Annotated in this window: 20 protein-coding genes, 2 tRNA genes and 3 rRNA genes; 10 read left to right on the forward strand and 15 right to left on the reverse strand. The window is 58.1% G+C overall.

Annotated elements, in window-relative coordinates:
* Window positions 1–149: 149 nt before the first annotated feature.
* Complete coding sequence (locus tag ACSPX5_RS14475; protein ID WP_439821994.1) at window positions 150–1,085, forward strand: LysR family transcriptional regulator; 936 nt, start codon at window positions 150–152, stop codon at window positions 1,083–1,085.
* Here the strand turns inward: ACSPX5_RS14475 and ACSPX5_RS14480 are convergent.
* The 3 genes from ACSPX5_RS14480 to ACSPX5_RS14490 are packed head-to-tail and all read right to left on the reverse strand — an operon-like array spanning window position 1,079 to window position 4,058.
* The gene (locus tag ACSPX5_RS14480) at window positions 1,079–2,008 is read right to left on the reverse strand and encodes a 2-hydroxyacid dehydrogenase (RefSeq protein WP_169431243.1); all 930 of its coding nucleotides are present in this window, start codon (window positions 2,006–2,008) and stop codon (window positions 1,079–1,081) included. The genes ACSPX5_RS14475 and ACSPX5_RS14480 overlap by 7 nt on opposite strands.
* Complete coding sequence (locus tag ACSPX5_RS14485) at window positions 2,005–2,760, reverse strand: class II aldolase/adducin family protein (protein WP_439821995.1); 756 nt, start codon at window positions 2,758–2,760, stop codon at window positions 2,005–2,007. Before ACSPX5_RS14485 ends, ACSPX5_RS14480 begins: the two co-directional genes overlap by 4 nt.
* On the reverse strand, window positions 2,757–4,058 hold the full coding sequence (locus ACSPX5_RS14490) for an MFS transporter (RefSeq protein WP_207866890.1): 1,302 nt from the start codon (window positions 4,056–4,058) through the stop codon (window positions 2,757–2,759). Before ACSPX5_RS14490 ends, ACSPX5_RS14485 begins: the two co-directional genes overlap by 4 nt.
* 144 nt (window positions 4,059–4,202) lie before the next feature.
* On the opposite strand from ACSPX5_RS14490, the gene ACSPX5_RS14495 reads away from it, so the two are divergent.
* Window positions 4,203–5,162 (forward strand): LysR family transcriptional regulator, encoded by a 960-nt coding sequence (locus ACSPX5_RS14495; protein WP_207866889.1) that lies wholly within the window; start codon window positions 4,203–4,205, stop codon window positions 5,160–5,162.
* A 12-nt stretch (window positions 5,163–5,174) separates the two neighbouring features.
* Here ACSPX5_RS14495 and mrdA read toward each other — a convergent pair whose 3' ends face one another.
* From mrdA to ACSPX5_RS14525, 6 genes are all read right to left on the reverse strand, one after another.
* Window positions 5,175–7,067 carry a penicillin-binding protein 2 gene (mrdA, locus tag ACSPX5_RS14500; RefSeq protein ID WP_169431247.1) on the reverse strand — a complete coding sequence of 631 codons (1,893 nt, stop codon included), beginning with the start codon at window positions 7,065–7,067 and terminating at the stop codon, window positions 5,175–5,177.
* A gap of 215 nt (window positions 7,068–7,282) precedes the next feature.
* Window positions 7,283–7,398, reverse strand: a 5S ribosomal RNA gene (gene rrf / locus ACSPX5_RS14505).
* Window positions 7,399–7,563: 165 nt separating this feature from the next.
* Window positions 7,564–10,452 (reverse strand): 23S ribosomal RNA (locus tag ACSPX5_RS14510).
* 247 nt (window positions 10,453–10,699) lie between these two features.
* A tRNA-Ala gene (locus tag ACSPX5_RS14515) sits at window positions 10,700–10,775 on the reverse strand.
* A 30-nt stretch (window positions 10,776–10,805) separates the two neighbouring features.
* Window positions 10,806–10,882, reverse strand: a tRNA-Ile gene (locus ACSPX5_RS14520).
* Between the two features lie 81 nt (window positions 10,883–10,963).
* Window positions 10,964–12,499: ribosomal RNA gene (locus ACSPX5_RS14525) — 16S ribosomal RNA — on the reverse strand.
* The 16S, 23S and 5S rRNA genes sit together here with 2 tRNA genes alongside, the layout of an rRNA operon.
* A gap of 674 nt (window positions 12,500–13,173) precedes the next feature.
* On the opposite strand from ACSPX5_RS14525, the gene rhtA reads away from it, so the two are divergent.
* Both rhtA and ACSPX5_RS14535 read left to right on the forward strand, forming a co-directional pair.
* A complete protein-coding gene (gene rhtA / locus ACSPX5_RS14530) occupies window positions 13,174–14,061 on the forward strand; it encodes a threonine/homoserine exporter RhtA (protein WP_169431248.1) in 888 nt (295 codons plus the stop codon).
* A 169-nt stretch (window positions 14,062–14,230) separates the two neighbouring features.
* The gene (locus ACSPX5_RS14535) at window positions 14,231–14,512 is read left to right on the forward strand and encodes a hypothetical protein (protein ID WP_041069802.1); all 282 of its coding nucleotides are present in this window, start codon (window positions 14,231–14,233) and stop codon (window positions 14,510–14,512) included.
* Window positions 14,513–14,524: 12 nt separating this feature from the next.
* On the opposite strand, the gene ACSPX5_RS14540 is transcribed toward ACSPX5_RS14535, so the two are convergent.
* On the reverse strand, window positions 14,525–15,094 hold the full coding sequence (locus ACSPX5_RS14540) for a TetR/AcrR family transcriptional regulator (protein ID WP_169431249.1): 570 nt from the start codon (window positions 15,092–15,094) through the stop codon (window positions 14,525–14,527).
* A 93-nt stretch (window positions 15,095–15,187) separates the two neighbouring features.
* On the opposite strand from ACSPX5_RS14540, the gene ACSPX5_RS14545 reads away from it, so the two are divergent.
* Complete coding sequence (locus tag ACSPX5_RS14545) at window positions 15,188–15,916, forward strand: SDR family oxidoreductase (RefSeq protein WP_169431250.1); 729 nt, start codon at window positions 15,188–15,190, stop codon at window positions 15,914–15,916.
* A 36-nt stretch (window positions 15,917–15,952) separates the two neighbouring features.
* A complete protein-coding gene (locus ACSPX5_RS14550; protein WP_323161232.1) occupies window positions 15,953–16,543 on the forward strand; it encodes a 2-hydroxychromene-2-carboxylate isomerase in 591 nt (196 codons plus the stop codon).
* Here the strand turns inward: ACSPX5_RS14550 and ACSPX5_RS14555 are convergent.
* Window positions 16,540–17,538 carry a zinc-dependent alcohol dehydrogenase family protein gene (locus ACSPX5_RS14555; protein WP_323161233.1) on the reverse strand — a complete coding sequence of 333 codons (999 nt, stop codon included), beginning with the start codon at window positions 17,536–17,538 and terminating at the stop codon, window positions 16,540–16,542. The genes ACSPX5_RS14550 and ACSPX5_RS14555 overlap by 4 nt on opposite strands.
* Before the next feature lie 112 nt (window positions 17,539–17,650).
* On the opposite strand from ACSPX5_RS14555, the gene ACSPX5_RS14560 reads away from it, so the two are divergent.
* Window positions 17,651–18,559, forward strand: coding sequence for a LysR family transcriptional regulator (locus ACSPX5_RS14560; RefSeq protein WP_207868058.1), 909 nt, complete (start codon window positions 17,651–17,653; stop codon window positions 18,557–18,559).
* Here ACSPX5_RS14560 and ACSPX5_RS14565 read toward each other — a convergent pair.
* The 4 genes from ACSPX5_RS14565 to ACSPX5_RS14580 all read right to left on the reverse strand — a co-directional run bounded on the left by ACSPX5_RS14565 (window position 18,552) and on the right by ACSPX5_RS14580 (window position 22,776).
* Window positions 18,552–20,360, reverse strand: a complete 1,809-nt coding sequence (locus ACSPX5_RS14565; RefSeq protein ID WP_439819803.1) for an aminopeptidase P family protein — start codon at window positions 20,358–20,360, stop codon at window positions 18,552–18,554. The two genes, ACSPX5_RS14560 and ACSPX5_RS14565, sit on opposite strands and share 8 nt — an antisense overlap.
* A gap of 57 nt (window positions 20,361–20,417) precedes the next feature.
* Window positions 20,418–21,584 (reverse strand): aminotransferase class V-fold PLP-dependent enzyme, encoded by a 1,167-nt coding sequence (locus tag ACSPX5_RS14570; protein ID WP_439819804.1) that lies wholly within the window; start codon window positions 21,582–21,584, stop codon window positions 20,418–20,420.
* Between the two features lie 206 nt (window positions 21,585–21,790).
* Window positions 21,791–22,405, reverse strand: a complete 615-nt coding sequence (locus ACSPX5_RS14575) for a LysE family translocator (protein WP_323161236.1) — start codon at window positions 22,403–22,405, stop codon at window positions 21,791–21,793.
* A gap of 101 nt (window positions 22,406–22,506) precedes the next feature.
* Window positions 22,507–22,776: a hypothetical protein gene (locus tag ACSPX5_RS14580; RefSeq protein ID WP_169431257.1), complete on the reverse strand. Its 270-nt coding sequence runs from the start codon at window positions 22,774–22,776 to the stop codon at window positions 22,507–22,509.
* A 390-nt stretch (window positions 22,777–23,166) separates the two neighbouring features.
* Between ACSPX5_RS14580 and msuE the strand changes: the two genes are divergently transcribed.
* Genes msuE through ACSPX5_RS14595 form a run of 3 tightly spaced genes read left to right on the forward strand, consistent with a single transcriptional unit; the run spans window position 23,167 to window position 26,084 of the window.
* Complete coding sequence (gene msuE, locus ACSPX5_RS14585; RefSeq protein ID WP_439819805.1) at window positions 23,167–23,730, forward strand: FMN reductase; 564 nt, start codon at window positions 23,167–23,169, stop codon at window positions 23,728–23,730.
* Window positions 23,731–23,740: 10 nt separating this feature from the next.
* Window positions 23,741–24,886 (forward strand): FMNH2-dependent alkanesulfonate monooxygenase, encoded by a 1,146-nt coding sequence (gene ssuD, locus ACSPX5_RS14590; RefSeq protein ID WP_007955828.1) that lies wholly within the window; start codon window positions 23,741–23,743, stop codon window positions 24,884–24,886.
* Window positions 24,887–24,896: 10 nt separating this feature from the next.
* Window positions 24,897–26,084: an acyl-CoA dehydrogenase family protein gene (locus tag ACSPX5_RS14595; RefSeq protein WP_439819806.1), complete on the forward strand. Its 1,188-nt coding sequence runs from the start codon at window positions 24,897–24,899 to the stop codon at window positions 26,082–26,084.
* Window positions 26,085–26,095 lie beyond the last annotated feature (11 nt).

The following is a 26,095-nucleotide window of genomic DNA, read 5'->3' on the forward strand; positions in this document are numbered from 1 at the left end:
TTTGATTGTTTTTCTGGCAGGAGGAAAACGTAAATCCGAGGCGCTCTGGCGACGCCTGTCGTGGGGTGATTTATCGTTCCGGGGCTATGATCAGTCAACTTTCTATTTATTATTCCGAGTATTACTTCACCTTATAATCGAGAGCCGCCATGGCCGAACGCGATGTGCAACGCCTGCTCAACGACCGCCTCGACTGGAACCTGTTGCGCACCTTCCGGGTAATCGGCCAGGAGCTGAGCATCAGCCGCGCCGCCGCGCGTCTGCACCTGACGCAACCGGCGGTGAGCCAGGCGCTCAAGCGTCTTGAAGAACAACTGGGCCGCCAGTTGATCGCCCGACGCGGCCCGCGATTTGCCCTCACCGAAGTTGGCGAGCAGATCTTCGAACTGGCCGGCGAGATCTATGGGCAGATGTCGCAGGTCAGCAGCCTGTTGGAACAACCGGCCGACGAAGTGATCGGCAAGGTGCGGCTGCTGATCATCAGCCGGATCTTTTCCGAGCGTTTCGATGACTTCCTTGCAGACTTCCATCGCCAATATCCAAGGGTTGATCTGGAGGTCGATGTGATGCGCAGTTCGGACATCGTCAGCGCCCTTCAGGAGAAAACCGCGACCCTCGGTCTGAGTCTCAATCGCCGCCCGCAACCGCGTCTGGAACAGCGTCTGTTCCTGCGTCAACGCTATGCGTTCTTCTGTGGCAAACACCACGCGCTGTTCGGCCGGCAGGACATCGGCGAAGGCGATTTGCAGCGGGAAAACTTCGTCAGTTTCACCAGCGACCAGATTGGCGGGATGCTCTCGCCACTGACGATTTTTCGCGATCAACAGGGTTTCAGCGGACGCATCGTTGCGTCATCGCCGAGCCTGGAAGAAGTGCGCCGCCTGGTGATCGCCGGATTTGGAATTGGTTGTTTGCCGGAACACGTTGTGGCGGCGGACGTCGAGGCCGGATTGCTCTGGCGCCTGCCGCCCCACGAAGGAATTGCCGATGTCGACATTCATCTGTTGTGGAGCCGCGACCAGCGCATGAGCCGCGCCGAGACGCTGTTCATCGAACGTTTGCAGGCCTGTCTGGCGGATCAGTAACCGAGCAGTCGATCCGCGCTGTTGAGCAGCGGTTCACCGGCATTCAGACGGCGAAAGTTCTCGGCGATCTGCTCGGCGATGCAATCGTGGGAGGCCGCCGAAGCCATATGTGGGGTGATGGTCACGCCCGGGGTTTTCCACAGAGAATGGCTGGCGGGCAGCGGCTCCTGTTCGAAAACATCGAGCAGTGCCCCGCGCAGTTTTCCACGGGCCAGTGCCTGCTGCAGATCCTCGATATTCAGATGCCCGCCGCGACCGACGTTGACCAGTGCCGCGCCGTTGGCCAGACGTTCGAAGGTCTGGCGATTGAGGATGCCACGAGTCTCGTGAGTCAGCGGCAACAGATTGATCAGCAATTCCACGCCGTCGAGGAAGGGGTCGAAGGCGTCAGAGCCGGCGAAGGCCTGCACACCTGGCAGATCTTTGCTGCTGCGCGCCCAACCCCGCACCTCGTAACCGGCGCTGGCCAGGTCCTGGGCAATCGCGCTGCCGAGCGAGCCGAGGCCCATCACACCGATCCTGAATTCATGTGCAGGGCGTTGCAGAGGCCGCTCCCAATGCTGTTGGCGTTGTTGCTCAAACACTTGATCGAAGCCGCGATGAAAGTGAATCACCGCCCAGCGCACATACTCGTTCATGCCTTGACGGTGACCGGGATCGACCACGCGGCACACCGGCAGATCCGGGCATGAAGGATCGTGTTCCAGATGATCGATCCCGGCGGCCACCGAGTGAACCACCTGCAGATTGGGCAACGCGGCAAGGCTGCCCGGCAGCGGAAACCAGCACGCCGCGATCTGCGCATCCGCCGCCCGGGGATCGTCGGCCAGTACCGCCGAGAGCTGCGGCGCACAACGGGCGAACGCTTCCTGCAATTGTTTGAGCAACAGCATGTCGCGGGACATCAGTGCAACGGTGTTCATGAGAGATAAGACTCGCGCTGGGATTCGATCAGGGTCAGTGCGGCCTCCCAGGCCAGGTCGATGATGTTGTCCTGTTCATCGCGGTCGAACTGTTCGGCGGTGTGGGCGCAGACTTCCGGCGACGGGAAATGCAGCTCGCAACCGCCTGCCAGCGCCTGCACTTGCGCCTGGCAGGCGCGCTCCAGGAAGTGGATTTCCTGGAATGCCTGGGCCACACCGGAACCGCCGACCAGCAAGCCGTGATTGCGCAGGATCATCGCCCGGTGCGGGCCAAGGTCGGCGATTAAACGCTCGCGCTCATCCAGCGACAGCGCGATGCCTTCATAGGTGTGGTAAGCGAGTTTTCCATAGAACTTCAGCGCGTGTTGACTGATCGGCAGCAGGCCCTGTTTCTGCGCGGCGACGGCCATGCCGGCAGCGGTGTGGGTGTGGATCACGCAGTTCAGATCCGGGCGCGCCATGTGGATCGCCGAGTGGATCACGAACCCGGCAGCGTTGACCCGATGCCCGGCGTATTCAGGGTCGACGATGCGCCCGTCCTGATCAATGCGCACCAGATCGGAAGCGCGCATGCGGTCAAAAATCACGCCATAACGGTTGATCAGGAAATGATGCTCAGGCCCGGGAATTCGCAGGGTGATGTGGGTGTCGATCAGGTCGGTCATGCGAAAGTGCGCGATCAAGCGATACAGCGCAGCGAGCTCGCAGCGGGCTTGCCATTCGATCGAGTCAATGTGGGCGGGCTTACTCACGAATACACCTCTTTGTTGGTATGAAGGACGACCGGGTTGGCCCGCAGACGCGCGAGGCCGCAGACACCGATCAACGACAGGGCCGACAGCAGCGTGAAGAACACCGCCAGCGGCAGCCATTGCCCGGAAAACTTGCTGGCCAGCAGCGTGCCGATCAGCGGCGTGGTGCCGCCGGCCAGCGCGCAGCTCAACTGGTAGGCGATGGAAATACCCGAATAGCGCAGGTGTACCGGGAAGGCCTGGGTCATGTACCCGGCGATTACCGCGTACAGCGCCGAGAGAATCACCACCGCGACGGCGATGCCAAGTGTCATCAACAAGATGTTCTGGGTACCGACCAGCAGGAACATCGGATACGGCGTGACCATGCACAGCAAGGCGACCAGCATCAGGAACCGTCCTTCGCCAATGCGCTCGGCCAGCAGCGCCGACAACGGTTGCGAGAGCAATTGAATGACCGTCACCAGGAACAGGCAGTCGAGAATGGTCGACCGCGCAATGCCCTGATATTGGGTGACGTAGGTGATCATGAAAGTGTTGGTGAAGAAGAATCCGGCCGAGCCGATAGTGACTGCGGCGGCAGCGAACAGGATCTGCCGCCAGCACTGGCGAATTACGTCTTTCACCGGGTATCTGGCGGTTTCATGGTTGTCCCTGGCCTTGGCGAACTCAGGCGATTCGTGCACACCGGAACGGATCATCAGGCCGACCATCATCAGCACGCCACTGGCAAGAAAAGGCAGACGCCAACCCCAGGCGAGGAAGTCTTCTGGCGACAGTGAAGTGACCAGACGGAACGCGATCAATGCCAGCAGCAAACCCGCCGGACTGCCAAGTTGCGCAAACGAGGCATAGAAGGTTTTGCGCTTGACCGGTGCGTGTTCGCTGGCCATCAACACCGCCCCGCCCCACTCGCCACCGACGGAGATGCCCTGGATCAAGCGCAACACGATCAACCCGATGGGCGCCCAGATCCCGACGCTGGCGTAGCTCGGCAATAGGCCAATACCCGCCGTGGCCAGGCCCATCAGCGCCATGGTCACCAGCAGCATTTTCTTGCGACCGAGGCGATCGCCCAAATGACCGAACACCATCCCGGCCATCGGGCGGGCGATGAAGCCGACGGCGAAACTGCCGAACGCGGCGAGTGTGCTGGTCACCGGGTCGCTGCTGGGAAAAAACACTTGCCCGAGCACCAGCGCGGCGGCGGTGGCGTAGATGTAGAAATCGTAGAACTCGATGGTCGTGCCAATGAAGGCAGCGGCCGCGGCGCGACGCGGCTGAGCGGTGGTGTGCATGCAAGAACCCTGTGTATTTATAGTTTTGGGCAGGTGTCGAGGCGGCTGACGGTCGCGCTCTGTGGCGCTTGTGGGCTTTATCGCTTCCGTGAAAGGATTAGTCAATTTTCAAAAACTTATCTTTACTATTAGCGTGGCTACTACATGACTTCCTCCGCGAATCCCTGGATCGGCCGGCGTTTTCTCAACGACCGCCTCGACTGGAACCTGCTGCGCACTTATCTGGTGATCGGGCAGGAAGGCAGCATGAGTCGCGCCGCGGCCCGACTGCACATCACTCAGTCGGCGGTCAGCCAGGCGTTGAAACGTCTCGAAGAACAACTGGATTGTGTGTTGATTGCCCGCAGCGGGCGGCGCTTTGATCTGACGGAAACCGGGGAAGAAGTCCTGCGGATTGCGGCGGATATCTACGGCGATATTTCCCGTTTGGGCACCGTGGTCGAGAACCGTCATGACGACGTGGTGGGCAAGATTCGCATCCTCACTGTCAGTGGCGTCCAGGCGCGGCATTACGATGAGTTTCTTGCGGACTTCCACGAGACTCATCCAAAAATCGAGCTGGAAGTCGAAGTGATGGGCAGCTCGAACATCATCAGTTCATTGCTGCAAAAGACCGCCACTGTGGGAGTGGGATTGTGTCGTCTACCGCAGCCGAGGCTGGAGCAACGGGTATTGTTTCGTGAGCGCTATGCGTACTTTTGCGGGCAGCGGCATCGACTGTTCGGGCAGCAGAATCTGACGCTGGAACAGCTTGCCGCGGAGAACTTTGTCAGCTTCACCAGCGATCAGCTGGGCGGCAATCTTTCGCCGTTGACGCTGTTTCGTGATCAGCAGGGCTTTACCGGAAAGATCGTCGCCTCCTCCACCAGCTTCGAAGAAATTTATCGTCTGATCTGTGCAGGGTTCGGCATTGGCTGTCTGCCGACTCACCTGGTAAGACGGGATGTCGAGCAGGGTCTGCTGTGGCGCTTGCCGCCGGAGGACGGGGTGGTGGATTTCGATATCCAGCTGTTGTGGAATCGCGAACAGAAGATGACTCAGGCGGAAACCGTGTTCCTCGACAGCTTCCAGCACATGCTCAGCTTGCGTGAGCCTGTGCTGTGAAGCTGTTGTGGCTTACACGTGGGGATCGCCCGGCGGCTTGGTAGGCGCGGCGTACTGTGGTTTGAGGTGGCCGTCCTGATCGAGTAACCAGGCGTCCATGATCTGCCGAACCACCGGACCTGCGACTCGACCACCCGCTTCACCGTTCTCGATCATCACAGAGATCGCGATCTTCGGATGCTCGGCCGGGGCAAACCCGACGAACAAGGCGTTGTCACGATGGCGTTCGAGGGTTTTCTCGCGGTTGTAGCGCTCACCCTGCTTGATCGCCACCACCTGCGCCGTACCACTCTTGCCGGCGATACGGTATTGCGCGCCGGCGGCAGCGGCACGGGCGATACCACGGGCGTCGTGCATCACCATCTGCATGCCGTGGTTGACCTGATCCCAGTCCCGCGGATCCTTGAGCAGGATATTCGGCATCGGGTGTTCGTCCACCGGGGCAACACCGTCGACGGTCTTGGCCAGGTGCGGACGGTTCCAGACACCCTTGTTGGCAATCAGCGCAGTGGCCTGAGCCAGTTGCAGCGGCGTGACCTGCATGTAGCCCTGACCGATACCGAGGATCACCGTCTCACCGGGGAACCAGGCCTGACGCCGGGTGGCGCGCTTCCAGGCCTGGGACGGCATCAGGCCCGGAGACTCTTCGAACATGTCGAGCGAGACTTTCTCGCCAAGACCGAACATCGCCATGTAATCGTGCAGACGATCGATGCCGAGCTTGTGCGCCAGGTCGTAGAAGTAGGTGTCGTTGGAGCGCATGATCGCCGCGTCCATGTCCACCCAGCCATCGCCGCTGTGGTTCCAGTTGCGGTACTTGTGGTCGAAGTCCGGCAGCTGGTAGTAGCCGGGGTCGAAGACTCGGGTTTGTGGCGTGACCACACCGGTGTCGAGGCCAGCGATGGCCACTTCCGGCTTTATCGTCGAACCGGGCGCGTATAGGCCGCGCAATACGCGGTTGAACAGCGGGCGGTCAATGGAATCACGCAGCGCGGAATACTCCTTGGAACTGATACCAGTCACAAACAGGTTGGGGTCGAAGCTCGGATTGCTGACCATGGCCAGCACTTCACCGGTCGAGGGATCCAGTGCAACCACTGAGCCGCGACGGTCGCCCAATGCGGCTTCGGCGGCTTCCTGGAGTTTGACGTCGAGGCTCAGGACGATGTTTTTGCCTGGTATCGGATCGGTGTGTTTCAGCACGCGCAGTACGCGGCCCTGAGCATTGGTCTCCACTTCCTCGTAACCGACATGGCCGTGCAGTTGCGCTTCGTAGAAACGCTCCACGCCCGTCTTGCCGATGGATTGCGTGCCCCGGTACTCGACGGAGTCGAGCGTCTTGGATTCTTTTTCGTTGATGCGACCGACATAGCCGATGGAGTGTGCGAAGTGCGCACCAAGCGGATAGTTGCGGATGAACTGCGGTTCGACATCAAGACCCGGCAAACGGAACTCGTTGACGGCGAGTACGGCGATCTGTTCTTCCGTCAGCTCATAGAACAGCGTTACCGGCGTAAACGGATGGCGCGACTGCTTCATCGCCTTGTCGAAAACCGTGCGGTCCTCTGCGGGCAGATGCAGGAGGCTGATGACCTCGTCCAGCTCCTCATTGACGTTGGTAGCACGTTCGCGGGTGATCGTCAGGTTGTAGCTCGGGCGGTTATCAGCCAGCAGCACGCCGTTGCGGTCGTAGATCAGCCCTCTCGTGGGCGGGATCGGCAAGACATGGACGCGGTTGTTTTCAGAGATAGTCGAGTGGTAGTCGAACTCCACCACTTGCAGGATGTACAGGCGAACCACCAGCGCACAGCTGATCGCAAAGACGAACAAAGCACAGGCGATCAACCGCTTGTTGACCAGGCGCGTCTCTTTTTCGTGATCCTTGATGGGTATGGGTTCAGGCATTTCTGCAGCAACTCTTTGACAAAAATGAGCGCCGATCCTTGGGCGTGACATCAGTCCGTTAAAAAACGAGCTGCACCATACCAAAAACCGGCCGGTCATTTCAGAGGGATTTCCCCAATGGTTACCATCGCGACACTCGACCCCTCGCATCGAGCACTTTCCCGCGGGCAAAACAAAACCCCAACTGCTTTCGCAATTGGGGTTTCGGAATTTAATCTTGACGATGACCTACTCTCACATGGGGAAACCCCACACTACCATCGGCGATGCATCGTTTCACTTCTGAGTTCGGGATGGGATCAGGTGGTTCCAACGCTCTATGGTCGTCAAGAAATTCGGGTACTGACTCGTGACCGGACGGCCTCGCTTCAGCAAATTGGGTATGGGATAGTTTTCGGTGCTTTGTGAGCGTCGAACTTTCGGTTCGTTTCGTCTTCACACACCGCAATCTGGTTGCTCTGGTTTAGAGAGCCGACGCAAATTGCTTGGGTGTTATATGGTCAAGCCTCACGGGCAATTAGTATTGGTTAGCTCAACGCCTCACAGCGCTTACACACCCAACCTATCAACGTCGTAGTCTTCGACGGCCCTTCAGGGAACTCAAGGTTCCAGTGAGATCTCATCTTGAGGCAAGTTTCCCGCTTAGATGCTTTCAGCGGTTATCTTTTTCCGAACATAGCTACCCGGCAATGCCACTGGCGTGACAACCGGAACACCAGAGGTTCGTCCACTCCGGTCCTCTCGTACTAGGAGCAGCCCTCTCAAATCTCAAACGTCCACGGCAGATAGGGACCGAACTGTCTCACGACGTTCTAAACCCAGCTCGCGTACCACTTTAAATGGCGAACAGCCATACCCTTGGGACCGGCTTCAGCCCCAGGATGTGATGAGCCGACATCGAGGTGCCAAACACCGCCGTCGATATGAACTCTTGGGCGGTATCAGCCTGTTATCCCCGGAGTACCTTTTATCCGTTGAGCGATGGCCCTTCCATACAGAACCACCGGATCACTAAGACCTACTTTCGTACCTGCTCGACGTGTCTGTCTCGCAGTCAAGCGCGCTTTTGCCTTTATACTCTACGACCGATTTCCGACCGGTCTGAGCGCACCTTCGTACTCCTCCGTTACTCTTTAGGAGGAGACCGCCCCAGTCAAACTACCCACCATACACTGTCCTCGATCCGGATAACGGACCTGAGTTAGAACCTCAAAGTTGCCAGGGTGGTATTTCAAGGATGGCTCCACGCGAACTGGCGTCCACGCTTCAAAGCCTCCCACCTATCCTACACAAGCAAATTCAAAGTCCAGTGCAAAGCTATAGTAAAGGTTCACGGGGTCTTTCCGTCAGCCGCGGATACACTGCATCTTCACAGCGATTTCAATTTCACTGAGTCTCGGGTGGAGACAGCGCCGCCATCGTTACGCCATTCGTGCAGGTCGGAACTTACCCGACAAGGAATTTCGCTACCTTAGGACCGTTATAGTTACGGCCGCCGTTTACCGGGGCTTCGATCAAGAGCTTCGCGTTAGCTAACCCCATCAATTAACCTTCCGGCACCGGGCAGGCGTCACACCCTATACGTCCACTTTCGTGTTTGCAGAGTGCTGTGTTTTTAATAAACAGTCGCAGCGGCCTGGTATCTTCGACCGGCATGAGCTTACGGAGCAAGTCCTTCACCCTCACCGGCGCACCTTCTCCCGAAGTTACGGTGCCATTTTGCCTAGTTCCTTCACCCGAGTTCTCTCAAGCGCCTTGGTATTCTCTACCCAACCACCTGTGTCGGTTTGGGGTACGGTTCCTGGTTATCTGAAGCTTAGAAGCTTTTCTTGGAAGCATGGCATCAACCACTTCGTGTTCTAAAAGAACACTCGTCATCAGCTCTCGGCCTTAAGATCCCGGATTTACCTAAGATCTCAGCCTACCACCTTAAACTTGGACAACCAACGCCAAGCTGGCCTAGCCTTCTCCGTCCCTCCATCGCAATAACCAGAAGTACAGGAATATTAACCTGTTTTCCATCGACTACGCTTTTCAGCCTCGCCTTAGGGACCGACTAACCCTGCGTCGATTAACGTTGCGCAGGAAACCTTGGTCTTTCGGCGTGGGTGTTTTTCACACCCATTGTCGTTACTCATGTCAGCATTCGCACTTCTGATACCTCCAGCAAGCTTCTCAACTCACCTTCACAGGCTTACAGAACGCTCCTCTACCGCATCACTTACGTGATACCCGTAGCTTCGGTGTATGGTTTGAGCCCCGTTACATCTTCCGCGCAGGCCGACTCGACTAGTGAGCTATTACGCTTTCTTTAAAGGGTGGCTGCTTCTAAGCCAACCTCCTAGCTGTCTAAGCCTTCCCACATCGTTTCCCACTTAACCATAACTTTGGGACCTTAGCTGACGGTCTGGGTTGTTTCCCTTTTCACGACGGACGTTAGCACCCGCCGTGTGTCTCCCATGCTCGGCACTTGTAGGTATTCGGAGTTTGCATCGGTTTGGTAAGTCGGGATGACCCCCTAGCCGAAACAGTGCTCTACCCCTACAGTGATACATGAGGCGCTACCTAAATAGCTTTCGAGGAGAACCAGCTATCTCCGAGCTTGATTAGCCTTTCACCCGATCCACAGGTCATCCGCTAACTTTTCAACGGTAGTCGGTTCGGTCCTCCAGTCAGTGTTACCTAACCTTCAACCTGCCCATGGATAGATCGCCCGGTTTCGGGTCTATTCCCAGCGACTAGACGCCCTATTAAGACTCGCTTTCGCTACGCCTCCCCTATTCGGTTAAGCTCGCCACTGAAAATAAGTCGCTGACCCATTATACAAAAGGTACGCAGTCACAGAACAAAGTCTGCTCCCACTGCTTGTACGCATACGGTTTCAGGATCTATTTCACTCCCCTCTCCGGGGTTCTTTTCGCCTTTCCCTCACGGTACTAGTTCACTATCGGTCAGTCAGTAGTATTTAGCCTTGGAGGATGGTCCCCCCATATTCAGACAAAGTTTCTCGTGCTCCGTCCTACTCGATTTCATGACTAAGAGACTTTCGCGTACAGGGCTATCACCCACTATGGCCGCACTTTCCAGAGCGTTCCGCTAATCTCAAAGCCACTTAAGGGCTAGTCCCCGTTCGCTCGCCACTACTAAGGGAATCTCGGTTGATTTCTTTTCCTCAGGGTACTTAGATGTTTCAGTTCCCCTGGTTCGCCTCTTGCACCTATGTATTCAGTACAAGATAACCATCTTATGATGGCTGGGTTCCCCCATTCAGACATCTCCGGATCAAAGTCTGTTTGCCGACTCCCCGAAGCTTTTCGCAGGCTACCACGTCTTTCATCGCCTCTGACTGCCAAGGCATCCACCGTATGCGCTTCTTCACTTGACCATATAACCCCAAGCAATCTGGTTATACTGTGAAGACGACATTCGCCGAAAATTCGAATTTCTCAACTAAGAGAACTCACAAATTTTACCTTAGCCTGATCCGTTACCAGTGAAAGTAACGTTCAGTCTATCTTTCTATCACATACCCAAATTTTTAAAGAACGATCTAGTCAAAGACTAGAAATCAACATTCATCATCACACTGATGGAATGCTCATTTCTAAGCTTTCAAACTTCAGAAGCAGTAGTGGTGGAGCCAAGCGGGATCGAACCGCTGACCTCCTGCGTGCAAGGCAGGCGCTCTCCCAGCTGAGCTATGGCCCCGTATTTCTACAGGCGTTTCCCACACAAAATTGGTGGGTCTGGGCAGATTCGAACTGCCGACCTCACCCTTATCAGGGGTGCGCTCTAACCAACTGAGCTACAGACCCAATTTCGGGCTGCTTCTATCGTCTTCTTCAATGAATCAAGCAATTCGTGTGGGAACTTATGGAGCAGCTGATGTCGTCGATTAAGGAGGTGATCCAGCCGCAGGTTCCCCTACGGCTACCTTGTTACGACTTCACCCCAGTCATGAATCACACCGTGGTAACCGTCCCCCCGAAGGTTAGACTAGCTACTTCTGGTGCAACCCACTCCCATGGTGTGACGGGCGGTGTGTACAAGGCCCGGGAACGTATTCACCGCGACATTCTGATTCGCGATTACTAGCGATTCCGACTTCACGCAGTCGAGTTGCAGACTGCGATCCGGACTACGATCGGTTTTATGGGATTAGCTCCACCTCGCGGCTTGGCAACCCTTTGTACCGACCATTGTAGCACGTGTGTAGCCCAGGCCGTAAGGGCCATGATGACTTGACGTCATCCCCACCTTCCTCCGGTTTGTCACCGGCAGTCTCCTTAGAGTGCCCACCATTACGTGCTGGTAACTAAGGACAAGGGTTGCGCTCGTTACGGGACTTAACCCAACATCTCACGACACGAGCTGACGACAGCCATGCAGCACCTGTCTCAATGTTCCCGAAGGCACCAATCCATCTCTGGAAAGTTCATTGGATGTCAAGGCCTGGTAAGGTTCTTCGCGTTGCTTCGAATTAAACCACATGCTCCACCGCTTGTGCGGGCCCCCGTCAATTCATTTGAGTTTTAACCTTGCGGCCGTACTCCCCAGGCGGTCAACTTAATGCGTTAGCTGCGCCACTAAGAGCTCAAGGCTCCCAACGGCTAGTTGACATCGTTTACGGCGTGGACTACCAGGGTATCTAATCCTGTTTGCTCCCCACGCTTTCGCACCTCAGTGTCAGTATCAGTCCGGTGGTCGCCTTCGCCACTGGTGTTCCTTCCTATATCTACGCATTTCACCGCTACACAGGAAATTCCACCACCCTCTACCATACTCTAGCTCGCCAGTTTTGGATGCAGTTCCCAGGTTGAGCCCGGGGATTTCACATCCAACTTAACGAACCACCTACGCGCGCTTTACGCCCAGTAATTCCGATTAACGCTTGCACCCTCTGTATTACCGCGGCTGCTGGCACAGAGTTAGCCGGTGCTTATTCTGTCGGTAACGTCAAAATTGCAGAGTATTAATCTACAACCCTTCCTCCCAACTTAAAGTGCTTTACAATCCGAAGACCTTCTTCACACACGCGGCATGGCTGGATCAGGCTTTCGCCCATTGTCCAATATTCCCCACTGCTGCCTCCCGTAGGAGTCTGGACCGTGTCTCAGTTCCAGTGTGACTGATCATCCTCTCAGACCAGTTACGGATCGTCGCCTTGGTGAGCCATTACCTCACCAACTAGCTAATCCGACCTAGGCTCATCTGATAGCGCAAGGCCCGAAGGTCCCCTGCTTTCTCCCGTAGGACGTATGCGGTATTAGCGTTCCTTTCGAAACGTTGTCCCCCACTACCAGGCAGATTCCTAGGCATTACTCACCCGTCCGCCGCTGAATCCAGGAGCAAGCTCCCTTCATCCGCTCGACTTGCATGTGTTAGGCCTGCCGCCAGCGTTCAATCTGAGCCATGATCAAACTCTTCAGTTCAAACATCTTTGGGTTTTTAAGAAACCCTAAACTTGGCTCAGCAATCGTTGGTTACATCTTTGATTTCTCGCGGAGTAACTTGCGATGCTGATAATCTTGCTGACTATCAGTCTGACTCCACAAGCACCCACACGAATTGCTTGATTCAGTTGTTAAAGAGCGGTTGGTTAAGAGCTTTCGTCTCAACCGAGGCGCGCATTCTACAGCAGCCTCATTTGCTGTCAAGTGATTATTTTCAGAAGTTTTCGAAGATTTCCTCAACAACTTCAACCACTTGCGCTTCCGATCTCTCGTCAGCGGGAGGCGAATTCTACAGCGTTACACGCTGCTGTCAACACCTCTTTTTCTCCGCTTTCGACCGAGAAGATCGAACCGATGAAAGCGCCAGAAAAACCGGCATTTTCAACTCCCTCCAGGCTTCGATGATCTGAAGCAAACCGCTATCGAAAACCGTGTAACTCATTGAATCTCAAGGAGTTTTCCGTTTCGACTGCGCCGGAAGTGGGGCGAATTATAGACCTCCAGAATCTGCCGTCAACACTTAATTTCGTTTTTCTATCAAGCGATGCGAAAAGCCCCCTGCTATATAGACGAGCAGGAAATCAGTGCGCAATATATTGCCCAATATCAAAAACAAAACACACCTCCGCTACTCTTTTGGACGACTCAGCGCAATGAATGAGCAACCCCGCAGCCTGGCCTCAATCCTGTTCCCGGTTGGCCTGCTATTAATAGCCATGGCGTCCATCCAATCCGGAGCATCGCTGGCCAAGAGCATGTTTCCCGTGGTCGGCGCCCAAGGAACGACAACATTGCGTCTGATATTTGCCAGCGTAATCATGCTGTTGCTGTTGCGCCCATGGAGAGCGAAGCTGACCGGCAGGTCACTGCGAACAGTCATCGTCTACGGAATGGCCCTGGGCGGGATGAACTTCCTCTTTTATATGTCGCTGCGTACCGTGCCGCTAGGGATTGCCGTCGCTCTGGAGTTCACCGGCCCACTGGCCGTTGCCATTTATGCTTCCCGTCGTGCCATCGACTTCCTCTGGATCGCCCTTGCCGCGGTTGGACTGCTTCTGCTGATACCGACAGGAGCGACCAGTACCGGTCTGGATCTTGTGGGTGCCGGCTATGCACTGGGGGCTGGTGCGTGTTGGGCGCTGTATATTCTGTTCGGGCAGAAGGCCGGTGCCGACAACGGTGTAACTACAGCGGCGCTGGGCGTCATGATCGCGGCTCTGTTTGTCGCCCCCATCGGCATCGTCCATGCGGGTGCGGCGCTACTGACACCATCGCTGATTCCCGTCGCAATTGGCGTGGCCATTCTTTCCACCGCCCTGCCCTACACCCTGGAAATGGTTGCCCTCACCCGTATGCCGGCCCGCACCTTCGGCACGCTGATGAGTATCGAACCCGCATTCGGCGCCTTGTCGGGTCTGCTGTTCCTGCAGGAGTACCTGACGTTTGCGCAATGGATGGCAATCCTGTGCATTATTCTGGCCTCCGTGGGTGCAACCATGACAATGGGCGCGGCCGCCAAGCCAGCGGTTGCAGCAGATTGAGACAGGATTTGACTTAGGTCTGGCAATTGGCGCTCATTTAGGCCATGTTTAGCCTCGTAACTCAGTGCCAGACATGGACTTTTTCGGATAGGGACATCAGAACGCCTACAGCGCGAGCGAATACGGGCAGACCCGAGCGCCAGACTCGAGGCTGCCATTAAGGATGGTAATGAAACGAATTTTGATACTGATCGCCGTACTCGCAGTTGCGGGCTGTGCAGCGACATCGAAAACCCAGGTGAAGCACGGCAAGAAAGGGCTGCATATCAACTGCTCTGGTCTCTCGTCTTCCTGGGACAAGTGCTATACCAGCGCTGCCAATTCCTGTGCACCGAAGGGTTACAAAGTCATCGCCAAGTCAGGCGACGCCGTGGAAGAACCGGGTGATTATCCGTTCGGATTGAATCCGGCCGGTTATACCAGCCGCAGCATGATCGTCATCTGTAAATAGTCCGACGCCATTTCACTCGGCGCATTGCTCATCGAGCTGGCGTTGAATTTCCTGATGGCTCGCGTCCAGCACCCTGCGCTGAATCTCGGGCGTAGCAAGCATTCGTGCCACCACCAATGCCCCGACACATTGCGACAGAATGGCCCACGCCAGGCTGTCGCTCTCCAGTATCAGTGCCCAGCTCTCCTGAAGTCGGCAGATCCACAATTCAGCCTGCTCACGAACCGACTCATCCGAACGGGCTATCTCGGCGCCCAATGCCGGTAACGCACAGCCCGACTCGGGCTGCTCGACATGAGCCATGCTCAGATATTGCTTGAGACAACGCTGCAAGCGCTGCCTGTCCTGCGTTTCCTTCCCGCCCAGCCGCTCCAGACTTTGACTCAACTCACGTTCAACGATCGCCGCGAACAACTCACTCTTCGATGAAAAGTGACTATAGAACGCAGCTCCACTCAATCCGATTGCCTTCATCAGAGCATCAACCCCAACCGTCGAGAAACCAGAGCTTTTCGCCGACAGCGCGCTGCTTTGCAGCAGTTTTTCTCGGGTTTCCAGTTTGTGGCTGGCGGAGTAACGCATGGTTTTTTCCTCGGGGGTGAGCTGTCTTGACGCTGACCGAATCCTAGCATAACGTTCGTTCACTTAACGATCGTTTACCAAAGGGCTCCACCCATGAATAACAAGAAGATCGTATTGATTGTCGGTGCAGGTGATGCCACGGGCGGTGCCATCGCCAAGCGGTTTGCCAAAGAAGGTTTCATCGCTTGCGTCACACGGCGCAGCGCCGAAAAACTGCAGCCGTTGGTGGAAGCCATTCAGGCGGACGGCGGCCAAGCCCATGGATTTGCCTGTGACGCGCGCAAAGAAGAAGACGTGATTGCGCTGATCGAAGATATCGAAACCCGCCTCGGTCCGATCGAAGCATTCGTTTTCAACATCGGCGCCAACGTGCCTTGCAGCATTCTCGAAGAAACCGCACGCAAGTATTTCAAGATCTGGGAAATGGCCTGCTTCTCGGGTTTTCTCAACGCTCGCGAGGTGGCAAAGCGCATGGTCACCCGCCAGCGCGGCACCATTCTGTTCACCGGTGCTACTGCCGGACTGCGCGGAGCCTCCGGTTTTGCCGCATTCGCCGGCGCCAAGCACGGTATCCGCGCACTGGCGCAAAGCATGGCCCGGGAACTCGGCCCGATGAACATTCACGTTGCCCACATAGTAGTCGACGGTGCCATCGACACCGACTTCATCCGCAGCAACTTCCCCGACAAATACGCAACCAGGGATCAGGACGGTATTCTCGATCCAGAGCACATCGCCGAGAACTATTGGTACCTGCACAGTCAGCCAAGGGATGCCTGGACCTTCGAGCTGGATCTGCGCCCCTGGAATGAACGCTGGTAACCCCTCCCCGATAACAAAAAACAGAGTGCAGCGAACATGAGCAAAACCGTGGAGTTCTACTTCGACCTCGGCAGCCCCGCCACCTATCTGGCGTACACCCAACTGCCGAGAATCTGCGCCGAGACCGGTAGCCGGTTGATCTATATCCCGATGTTGCTGGGCGGCGTGTTCAAAGCCACCGGAAATGCTTCACCGGCGATGATCCCGGCCAAGGGCCGTTACATGTTTCAGGATCTCGACCGCTACGCCAAACGTTACGGCGTCCCCCTGAAGTTCAACCCGCACTTCCCGATCAATACGTTGATGTTGATGCGAGCGGTGACCGGCATTCAATTACGGCACCCGGAGCGCTTCCTGGCGTTCATCGACTGCCTGTTCAAAGCGCTGTGGGTTGAAGGACGCAGCCTCGACGAACCGGCAACAGTCGTAGCCGTGCTGACCGAACACGGCTTCAATCCTGAACAGATACAGGCACTGACCAATGATGAAGCGGTCAAGACTGCCCTCAAGGACAACACCGAAACAGCCGTGAAGCGTGGCGTCTTCGGTGCGCCGAGCATGTTTATCGACAATCAGTTGTTCTTCGGTCAGGACCGGCTCGACTTCGTTGAAGAAGCCCTGCGCTAGATCTCTACGACAAGACGTCCCTGCGCTGCTTTCGATGAAAGCAGTTCATGGGCTTCGCCGGCTGACTCAAGCGTAAACCGACGCGCATGGAGCAATGGTTTCACCTCTCCGGCTTCGATCAACAGGGCCGCCTGGCGCAAAATCTCGGCATGATGCTCGCCGCCCTTCCCGGTCAGCAGCGGCAACAAGGTAAATACCCCGGAGTAGGTCGCGCCCCGAAATGACAGCGGCGCCAGAGCATGGTGCCCCCAGCCCAGACAACTCAACACATGACCGTGGTAGATCCGCACGGCCTTGAAGGACGCATCCAGCGTTTCGCCGCCCACCGTGTCATAAACGATATCGAACCCCTCTCCCGCCGTGTATTGACCGACATAGTCCTCGACCGACGTCTCTCGGTAATCAATGAACGTCGCGCCATACCCTTCGATGATCCCCCGTTGTCCTGCGGAACCTGTCGCAAAAACCTCGGCACCGAACGCGCGAGCAATTTGCACCGCCACATGCCCAACGCCACCTGCCCCACCCTGAATCAATACCTTTTGCCCGGCACTCACCCGAGCACGATCCACCAATCCTTCCCAGGCAGTAATCAGCACCAGCGGCAAAGCCGCCGCCTCACGCATACTCAGATTGCCCGGTTTGCGCGCCAGAAGCTGCGCATCGACCACCGCAAACTCGGCCAGAGAACCCTGCACACCTCCTATGCCGGTTGCCAACGCGTAAACCTCATCGCCCGGCGCCCAGCCCTGTACGCCCTCTCCCACCGAGTCGATCACACCCGCCAGATCCAACCCCAACACCGCCGGCAACGGCTGTCGAGCATGGGCGGCCTGCCCCGCACGGATTTTCAGATCCAGCGGATTCACACCGCTGGCCTTGATCCGCACCAATACCTGTCCGGCGCCCGCCACCGGGTGTTCAAGGGAAACCAGGCGTAGCGGACCGTCAGCGGTGTCCACCATCAGCGCGCGCATATGCAGTGAGTCGGTCATTTCGGTCATTCCTGTGGGAGAAAGTGAAGCCATGTTCCCGCAGCAGACCCATGCCGATAAGACACCAAATGACTATAGTGAGCATGCCAAAACAGCATGAATGAGGCGCTTCATGGACAAACTCAACGCAATGGCGATCTTCGTCCGGGTGGTCGAACGCGGCAGTTTCTCCGCCGTTGCCCGGGAACTGCAGACCACCCAGCCGACCATCAGCAAAGTCCTGCGCGCCCTTGAAATCCAGCTGGGTGGCAAGCTGATTGCCCGCAGTACGCGCAGGCTGTCGCTGACAGATGAAGGTCAGCGGTACTACAACGAATGCCGAAAAATCCTTGCTGCGGTGGATGCTGCCGAACACAGTTTCCAGTCGGGGCGGGAAACAGTCGCCGGGGCTTTACGAATCGGTTCATCAGTCAGCTTCGGCCGCCTGCAGATCGCTCCAAGACTGCCCGACTTTCTCAAGCAATACCCACAGATTCAGATCAACCTGCAGCTGAACGACCAGAACCTGGATCTGGTCAACGAAGGCCTGGATGTCAGCCTGCGCATCGGCGAATTGAACGACAGCGGCATGATCGCCCGTCGTATAGGCACCACCCATCGCGTCACCGTCGCAGCGCCTGCCTACCTGCAACGCCTTGAACCCCCACAATCGCCGCAGGATCTTGCGCAGCACAACTGCCTGCAATTCAACCTGCTCGAATCGCAAAACCTGTGGACCTACGAAAAGGCCGGCCAACATCACGAGGTGCGCATCAAAGGCAATGCACAGAGCAACAACTCCGAAGCGATCCGCGAAATGGTTTTGGGAGGACTGGGGATTTCGCTGTCACCGGTCTGGCTATTCAGCGAGGATTTGAAGGTGGGGCGAGTGGTCGCCCTGTTGCAGGACTACCAGACCCGATCATTGCCGATTCACGCCGTGTTCCCGGCGAACCGTCGCCAGTCCGCCAGGGTCAACGCGTTTGTCGATTTCATGACCCGGGCGCTGGCAGCAGCGCCCGAGCTTCAACCGTTTAAATAGCGGCAGTACGCGTGTTCAGCCATTCCAGTGCCGCGCCATCAAGCAACGGGCTCAGACGTTCGCGCACTTCGGCGTGGTAGGCGTTGAACCACTGTTTCTCTTCCTGAGTCAGCAACGACGGCTCCAGGCAACGGGTATCGATCGGGCACAGGGTCAGGGTTTCGAACTTGAGGAACTCGCCGAACTCGCTGCTTCCTGCTTCAACGTTCATCGCCAGGTTCTCGATCCGCACACCCCAGCGGCCCGGACGATAAGTGCCCGGTTCGATGGAGGTGATCATCCCCGGTTGCATGGCGGTTTGTGGCGCCGGCGCTGCCTGATAGGCGATCACCTGCGGACCTTCGTGAACGTTGAGGAAGTAACCCACGCCGTGTCCGGTGCCATGGCCGTAATCCACGTTCTCAGCCCAGATCGGCGCACGAGCGATGGCGTCCAGCAGCGGCGACAGAATGCCTTTCGGGAAATGCGCGCGGGACAACGCAATCACGCCCTTCAACACTCGGGTGCAGTCACGCTTCTGCTCTTCGCTCGGCGTACCGACGGCCACCATGCGCGTGATATCGGTGGTACCACCCAGGTACTGGCCACCGGAGTCGATCAGCAACAAGCCATCACCCTCGATCACCGCGTGTTCTTCCGGGGTGGCGTGGTAATGCGGCATCGCGCCGTTGGCATTGAATGCAGCGATGGTGTTGAAACTCAGCGACACGTAATCCGGACGACGCTCACGAGCAGCAGTGAGCTTCTCGTCAATGGTCAGCTCTGTAATGCGTTCACGACCCCAGGCCGATTCCAGCCAGGTGAAAAACTCGCACAGCGCCGCGCCATCCTGCTCCATTGCCTGACGAATATGCCCGGCGTCCGCCAGGCTCTTCTGCGACTTGGCCAGTGTGGTCGGGTTCAGGCCTTCGACCAGTTTCACGCCACTGTCGAGGTTATCCAGCAAACCACTGGTGACCCGTGCCGGATCCACCAGCAGGCTCGCGCCACTCGGAATCGCACGCAAGGCGTCAGCGACTTCACTGTAGTCACGCAGGGTCACGCCGTCTTTTTCCAGCACGGCACGCAGCTCAGCATCAACCTTGCTCAAGGCCACAAACAGCGTGGCTTGTTGCTGACTGATCAGCGCGAAGGAAACGAATACGGGGTTGAACGACACATCGCCGCCGCGCAGGTTGAACAGCCAGGCGATGTCGTCGAGAGTTGCGATGAAGTGCCAATCGGCAACACGTTCCTGCAGGGTTTCACGCAGTTTGGCGAGTTTCTCGCCACGGCTGACAGTCGCCTGCGGTGGCAGGTGCTGATAGATCGGCGCATTCGGCAGCGCCGGGCGGTCGCTCCAGACTTCTTTCAACAAGTCGATGTCGGTACGCAGACGGGCACCCCGCGCTTCGAGCTTGATGCCCAGCGTACGCGCTGACGCGACGGCCATCACTGCACCGTCAACCGCGACCACGCCACCTTCCGGCGTCTGCTCGGCCAGCCAGTCCAGCGGGCTCGGCTGACCTGGTTGCAGTTTCACCAGTTCGATGCCGCTGCCCTTGAGTTCCTTGGTCGCCTGTTCCCAGTAGCGACTGTCGGCCCAGACCCCGGCGAAATCGGTGGTGACAATCAATGTGCCGACCGAGCCATGGAAACCCGACAGCCATTGCCGGCCCTGCCAGTAACCCGGCAGGTATTCCGACAGATGCGGGTCGGCGGACGGTACCAGCAATGCGTGGATACCCTCGCGACGCATCAGTTCACGGGTGTGCGCGAGGCGCTGGGGAACCGTTCCTTCGGTCAAGGTCTGGGTACTCATCATGTCTCCTGCCAATCACTTCATCGTTATTGTTTGGTGCCGTTCGAAGCCGGCTCGTTAAAGCCCTGTCGCCCAGAATGCCGGAGCACTGGCGCAGGCGGCCTTGATCAGTTCTACAGCCTTGTCGATGTCTTCGGCGGTGGTGAAACGGCCGAGGCTCAGGCGAATCGTGCGCCCCGCCAGATGCGCGTCATGCCCCAATGCCAGCAAAACATGGGACGGTGCGTTGCTCGCGGAATTGCAGGCCGAGGTCGCGGAAAACGCGATCGAATGGCTCAGCGCCGCCGGGTTGAACTCGCCTTCGCTGAAAGTCAGGCTCAAGGTGTGCGGAATACGTTGGGTGGAGCTGCCGTTGAGGCGTACGCCGGGCAGGCTCAAGAGCTGTTCGAGCAATCGCTCGCGCAACGCGACGATGATTTTCTTCTCGTCATCGAAAGCTTCGGCGGCCAGGGCAAAGGCCGAGCCCATGGCAGCAATCTGGTGAGTCGCCAACGTACCGGAGCGCAAGCCGCCTTCGTGACCGCCACCGTGTATCTGCGCCTGCAAGCGCTGCTGCGCACGCGGGCCGACATACAGCGCGCCAATGCCTTTGGGGCCGTAGAGCTTGTGCGCCGAGAACGACATCAGGTCCACCGGCCATTGCGCCAGATCGATCGCGACCTTGCCGGCACCCTGGGCCGCATCGACGTGGAACAACGCCCCGCGCCCACGCACCACTTCGCCGATGGCCGGGATGTCGTTGACGGTGCCGAGTTCGTTGTTGACCAGCATCAGCGACACCAGAAAGGTGTCATCACGCATCGCTTCACTGACCGCTTGCGGGGTGATCAGGCCTTCGGCGTCCGGCACCAGATAGGTCACGGCGACACCGGCGTCCTGCAATTGCCGGGCGGTGTCGAGGATGGCCTTGTGTTCGATCTGACTGGTGATGATGTGCCCGCCGGACACTCCACGGGCCTGGGCCACGCCTTTAAGCGCGAGGTTGTTGGATTCGGTGGCGCCGGAGGTCCAGACGATCTGCTGCGCCTGGGCGCCGACCAGTTCGGCGACTTGCCGGCGAGCGTGCTCGACCGTTTGCCGGGCCTGCTGGCCAAAGGCGTGGGAACTGGAAGCCGGGTTGCCGAAGTTACCATTGAAACCCAGACACTCGATCATCACCTGGATGACCCGCTCATCCACCGGGGTGGTGGCGGCGTAATCGAAATACAGCGCACGTGTGTTCATAAAAAGACTCGCAGAGCGTGTTCCGGGATCAGGAAGCTCGTATCTACAAACGGCACGGCGCAGCCTTGTGAGCTGCGCCCGGGTTCGAGAGCGTCATCAATACCTGATCGGATGCCGTTAAAGAAGAACAACTTCATTTAAAAGTGCGTAGGAACGCTCCTGAACGCGACTTTAACAGGCATCGGGCCGGCGGTTGTAGCACTGCGTCAGCTAATGCTTTCAAGGAGTAACGGATACAGCGAAATCACCAGCAGCGCCGCCATGCCCCAGTTGAAAACCCGCAACCAGCGGCGATCCTTCAATACGTTACGCAACAAGGTCCCGCACGCCGCCCAGACACCGACGCTCGGCAGGTTGATGATGGCGAACACCGCCGCAATCACGATCACGTTGGTGAAATAGCCCTGCATCGGCGTGTAGGTGCTGATGGCACCGATGGCCATGATCCACGCCTTGGGATTGACCCACTGAAAAGCCGCCGCGCCGAGGTAGCTGATCGGCTTCGCATCGCCCTGCTCGCTATCGCTGACCGGGCCCGAATGCGCGATTTTCCACGCCAGGTACAGCAAGTACGCCGCGCCGACGTAACGAAGGATCGTATAGAGCAGCGGATAGGTCTGGAACACTGCGCCCAGGCCAAAACCCACCGCCACTACCAGCACGAAGAAGCCGCAGGTAATGCCGAGCATATGGGGGATGGTGCGGTTAAAGCCGAAATTCACGCCCGATGCCAGCAACATGGTGTTGTTCGGCCCCGGTGTGATCGAGGTGACAAGGGCAAACAGGGCAAAGCCCAGCAGCAGGTCGAGCGAAAGGGTCATGGCAGGCAGTCCGTCAGGGTCATTCAGGTGTTGACCCTATCCCACGGCGCCGCGCAAACCCACGGACAGTTGGGTAAAACTTCGAGCAGTACAGTTACGGATCAGCTAGGACGACCGTGCAGCTGTACGGCCCGCTCTGCGCTCATTTCACCCTTGTTATCAAACCCGAAAGGCTTCTGTGGCTGGCCGAGCAGCTGGGCTTTCTTCGCGTGGTATTCCTCGAACGACAAGCCGCTGCGATTCAGGGTTTCCAGCGCCAGTTCGCGGGTTTCTTCCGCCGTGTAAGGGCGCAGTTCCGGGGAAACGTGGCTCGCACAACCGGCGAGAACGGAGACAGCGAGCATCAGGGAAACAGTCAGTAAACGATTCATGGGAGCGTCCTGCCGTGGCGGGTGTTGGTCGATGAGGAAAGGCTACGCCCGAGCTGGCCGTGGCAGAAATCAACGCTCTCAATAGTGGCTATCAGGTTTCCGACAGGTCAGGTTCAAATATTCACAAACGTTCTATCAATATCAATTAACAGTCTTTTGCGGAATAACAGTCAGCCCTTATAAATCCTTCATCGCGTTCGGCACTGTTGCTCCAGCAACTGTTTCCCAGGCAACAGCGGTTCAACAAACCGGCCTGAAAATCACAAAAGCACAGCCACCGACAACGCTCAAAGCCCCGCAATACGGGCCTCAAAGGAATTGGTACAGCGCTTGCTCTGCTCCGGTGACTACTCACTGCTCGCCGAGCAACTGTTGAAAAAGGAACTGACCATGTCGCGTCCACTGAAAGTCGTCGCCCTGTCCGGCGGAACCTGGCGTCCATCCCGCACCCTGGTGCTGACCCAGGCCCTGCTGTCCGAATTGTCCGGGCACTTGCCGGTCGAGAGTCACCTGATCGAACTCGGTGACATCGCCCGTCCTCTCGGCGCCGCACTGTCGCGTCAGGAACTGCCGGCCGAGATCGAAGCCGAGCTGCAAGCCATCGAACAGGCTGACCTGTTGATCGTCGCCGCGCCGGTGTATCGCGGTTCCTATCCGGGCCTGCTCAAGCACCTGTTCGACCTGATCGATCTCAATGCGCTGATCGACACCCCTGTGCTGCTCGCCGCCACCGGTGGCAGCGAACGCCATGCGTTGGTCCTCGATCACCAATTGCGCCCGCTGTTCAGTTTCTTCCAGGCAGTGACCCTGCCGATCGGCGTGTACGCCACCGAAGCCGATTTCGCCGACTACCAGATCACCAGCGAACCGCTCAAGGCCCGCATTCGCCTGGCCGCCGAACGCGCCGCGCCGCTGTTCGGCACACCTATCAAACCTTTGCTGAAAATCGCCTGAGGAGCTGTTCATGGATGTTTTCTGGTTCCTGCCGACCCACGGCGACGGTCACTATCTGGGCACCACCCAAGGCGCGCGCCCGGTCACCCTCAATTACCTGAAACAGGTGGCGCAAGCCGCCGACAGCCTCGGCTACCACGGCGTGCTGATTCCCACCGGGCGTTCCTGCGAGGATTCGTGGGTGATCGCCTCGGCGCTGGTGCCTCTGACCGAACGCCTGCGTTATCTGGTGGCGATCCGTCCGGGGATCATTTCGCCGACCGTCTCGGCGCGCATGGCCGCCACCCTGGATCGTCTGTCCAACGGCCGCTTGCTGATCAACGTCGTGACCGGCGGCGATCCGGACGAAAACCGTGGCGACGGCAGTTTCCTCAGCCACAGCGAACGCTACGAAGTCACCGACGAGTTCCTCAAGATCTGGCGCCGCGTGTTGCAAGGCGAGGCGGTGGATTTCGAAGGCAAACACCTGAAGGTGCAGAACGCCAAAGCCTTGTATCCGCCGGTACAGAAACCCTATCCACCGCTGTATTTCGGCGGCTCCTCCGACGCAGCCCATGATCTGGCCGCCGAGCAGGTCGACGTGTACCTGACCTGGGGCGAACCACCGGCAGCCGTCGCCGAAAAACTCGCCGATGTGCGTGAACGCGCTGCCCGCCACGGGCGCAAGGTGAAGTTCGGCATCCGCCTGCACGTGATCGTGCGCGAGACCGCCGAAGAAGCCTGGAAAGCCGCCGACAAACTGATCGAGCACATCAGCGACGAAACCATCGAGGCCGCGCAGAAATCCTTTTCGCGCTTCGACTCCGAAGGCCAGCGGCGCATGGCCGCCCTGCACGACGGGCGCCGCGACAACCTGGAAATCGCCCCCAACCTGTGGGCCGGCGTCGGCCTGGTGCGCGGCGGTGCCGGCACCGCACTGGTCGGCGACCCTCAGCAGGTTGCGGCGCGGATCAAGGAATACGCGGACCTGGGCATCGAGAGTTTCATCTTCTCCGGCTACCCGCATCTGGAAGAGGCCTACCGCTTTGCCGAACTGGTCTTCCCGTTGTTGCCCGAGCCCTATGCAAGCCTGGCCGGACGCGGCGTGACCAACCTCACCGGGCCGTTCGGCGAAATGATCGCCAACGATGTACTGCCCGCCAAAGCCAACGCCTGAGGAAGACCGAGTGACTGCCAAACCGCAAAGCACCCTGCTCTCCCCGTTGCAGACCGCCCGCCAACTGGCCGCCGAATTCGCCCTGACCGCCGTCGAACGCGACGAACGCGGCGGCACGCCAAAAGCCGAACGTGACGCCCTGCGCGACAGCGGTCTGCTGGCCCTGAGCATTCCCACCCGTTACGGCGGTCTCGGTGCGCGCTGGAGCGAAACCCTGGACGTCGTGCGCGAGTTCGCCAAGGTCGACAGCTCGATCGCCCACGTCTTCGGCTTTCATCATTTGATGCTCGCCACCGTGCGCCTGTTTTCGCGCCCGGAACAATGGCAACCGTGGTTCGAACAGACCGCGAGGCAGAACTGGTTCTGGGGCAACGCCCTCAATCCGCTGGACACCCGCACCGTGGTCAAGGATCTGGGGGGCTGGCGCGAGTTTTCCGGCAAGAAAAGCTTCTGCTCCGGCGCCAGCGATTCACAGATGCTGATCGCCTCGGCGGTGGACGAAAGCAACGGCGGCAAACTGCTGATCGCGGCGATTCCCAGCGGCCGCAGCGGGATCACTCTGCACAACGACTGGAACAACATCGGCCAGCGCCAGACCGACAGCGGCAGCGCCACGTTCGAACGGGTGCGGGTCGAGGAATCGGAACTGCTGCTGGATCCGGGTCCGCTGAGCACACCGTTCGCCTGTTTGCGCCCGTTGATTGCGCAACTGACGTTCACCCACATGTTTCTCGGCATCGCCGAAGGTGCCTTTGAAGAGGCGCGGCAATACACCCTCAGCGAAACCCGTGTCTGGCACAAATCCTCGGTGCGCGAGGTGCGTGAAGATCCTTATGTGCTGGCCCATTACGGCGAGTTCTGGGTCGCCCTCGAGGGCATCCGCCTGCTGGTGGAACGCGCCGCTGCGTTGCTCGACGAGGCCTGGGCCAAAGGCCCGAACCTCAGCGCCGAAGAACGCGGTCATCTGGCCACGGCGATTGCCACGGCCAAGGTCGCCGCCAGCCGCCAGGGCCTGGAGATTTGCAGCCGGTTGTTCGAAGTCACCGGCGCACGTTCGACACACGCATCGCTGCGCCTCGACCGCCACTGGCGCAACCTGCGCACGCAAACCCTGCACGACCCTCTGGATTACAAACTCCATGAGCTGGGCGACTGGGCGCTGAATCAGGCCCTGCCGGTGCCGACGTTCTATTCCTGATTTCCTTTCGT

It is taken from the genome of Pseudomonas sp. HLG18, assembly GCF_051903985.1.
Classification (GTDB): Bacteria; Pseudomonadota; Gammaproteobacteria; order Pseudomonadales; family Pseudomonadaceae; genus Aquipseudomonas; species Aquipseudomonas fluorescens_BT.

Bases quoted from the DNA above. Each gene is read 5' to 3' on its own strand.
- ACSPX5_RS14560 (WP_207868058.1), top strand. From the start codon at position 17,651: ATGGACAAACTCAACGCAATGGCGATCTTCGTCCGGGTGGTCGAACGC.
- mrdA (WP_169431247.1), bottom strand. From the start codon at position 7,067: ATGCCTGAACCCATACCCATCAAGGATCACGAAAAAGAGACGCGCCTG.
- ssuD (WP_007955828.1), top strand. From the start codon at position 23,741: ATGGATGTTTTCTGGTTCCTGCCGACCCACGGCGACGGTCACTATCTG.
- ACSPX5_RS14565 (WP_439819803.1), bottom strand. From the start codon at position 20,360: ATGAGTACCCAGACCTTGACCGAAGGAACGGTTCCCCAGCGCCTCGCG.
- rhtA (WP_169431248.1), top strand. From the start codon at position 13,174: ATGAATGAGCAACCCCGCAGCCTGGCCTCAATCCTGTTCCCGGTTGGC.
- ACSPX5_RS14490 (WP_207866890.1), bottom strand. From the start codon at position 4,058: ATGCACACCACCGCTCAGCCGCGTCGCGCCGCGGCCGCTGCCTTCATT.
- ACSPX5_RS14475 (WP_439821994.1), top strand. From the start codon at position 150: ATGGCCGAACGCGATGTGCAACGCCTGCTCAACGACCGCCTCGACTGG.
- ACSPX5_RS14580 (WP_169431257.1), bottom strand. From the start codon at position 22,776: ATGAATCGTTTACTGACTGTTTCCCTGATGCTCGCTGTCTCCGTTCTC.
- ACSPX5_RS14550 (WP_323161232.1), top strand. From the start codon at position 15,953: ATGAGCAAAACCGTGGAGTTCTACTTCGACCTCGGCAGCCCCGCCACC.
- ACSPX5_RS14495 (WP_207866889.1), top strand. From the start codon at position 4,203: ATGACTTCCTCCGCGAATCCCTGGATCGGCCGGCGTTTTCTCAACGAC.
- ACSPX5_RS14575 (WP_323161236.1), bottom strand. From the start codon at position 22,405: ATGACCCTTTCGCTCGACCTGCTGCTGGGCTTTGCCCTGTTTGCCCTT.
- ACSPX5_RS14545 (WP_169431250.1), top strand. From the start codon at position 15,188: ATGAATAACAAGAAGATCGTATTGATTGTCGGTGCAGGTGATGCCACG.
- ACSPX5_RS14540 (WP_169431249.1), bottom strand. From the start codon at position 15,094: ATGCGTTACTCCGCCAGCCACAAACTGGAAACCCGAGAAAAACTGCTG.
- ACSPX5_RS14570 (WP_439819804.1), bottom strand. From the start codon at position 21,584: ATGAACACACGTGCGCTGTATTTCGATTACGCCGCCACCACCCCGGTG.
- ACSPX5_RS14480 (WP_169431243.1), bottom strand. From the start codon at position 2,008: ATGAACACCGTTGCACTGATGTCCCGCGACATGCTGTTGCTCAAACAA.
- ACSPX5_RS14535 (WP_041069802.1), top strand. From the start codon at position 14,231: ATGAAACGAATTTTGATACTGATCGCCGTACTCGCAGTTGCGGGCTGT.
- ACSPX5_RS14555 (WP_323161233.1), bottom strand. From the start codon at position 17,538: ATGACCGACTCACTGCATATGCGCGCGCTGATGGTGGACACCGCTGAC.
- msuE (WP_439819805.1), top strand. From the start codon at position 23,167: ATGTCGCGTCCACTGAAAGTCGTCGCCCTGTCCGGCGGAACCTGGCGT.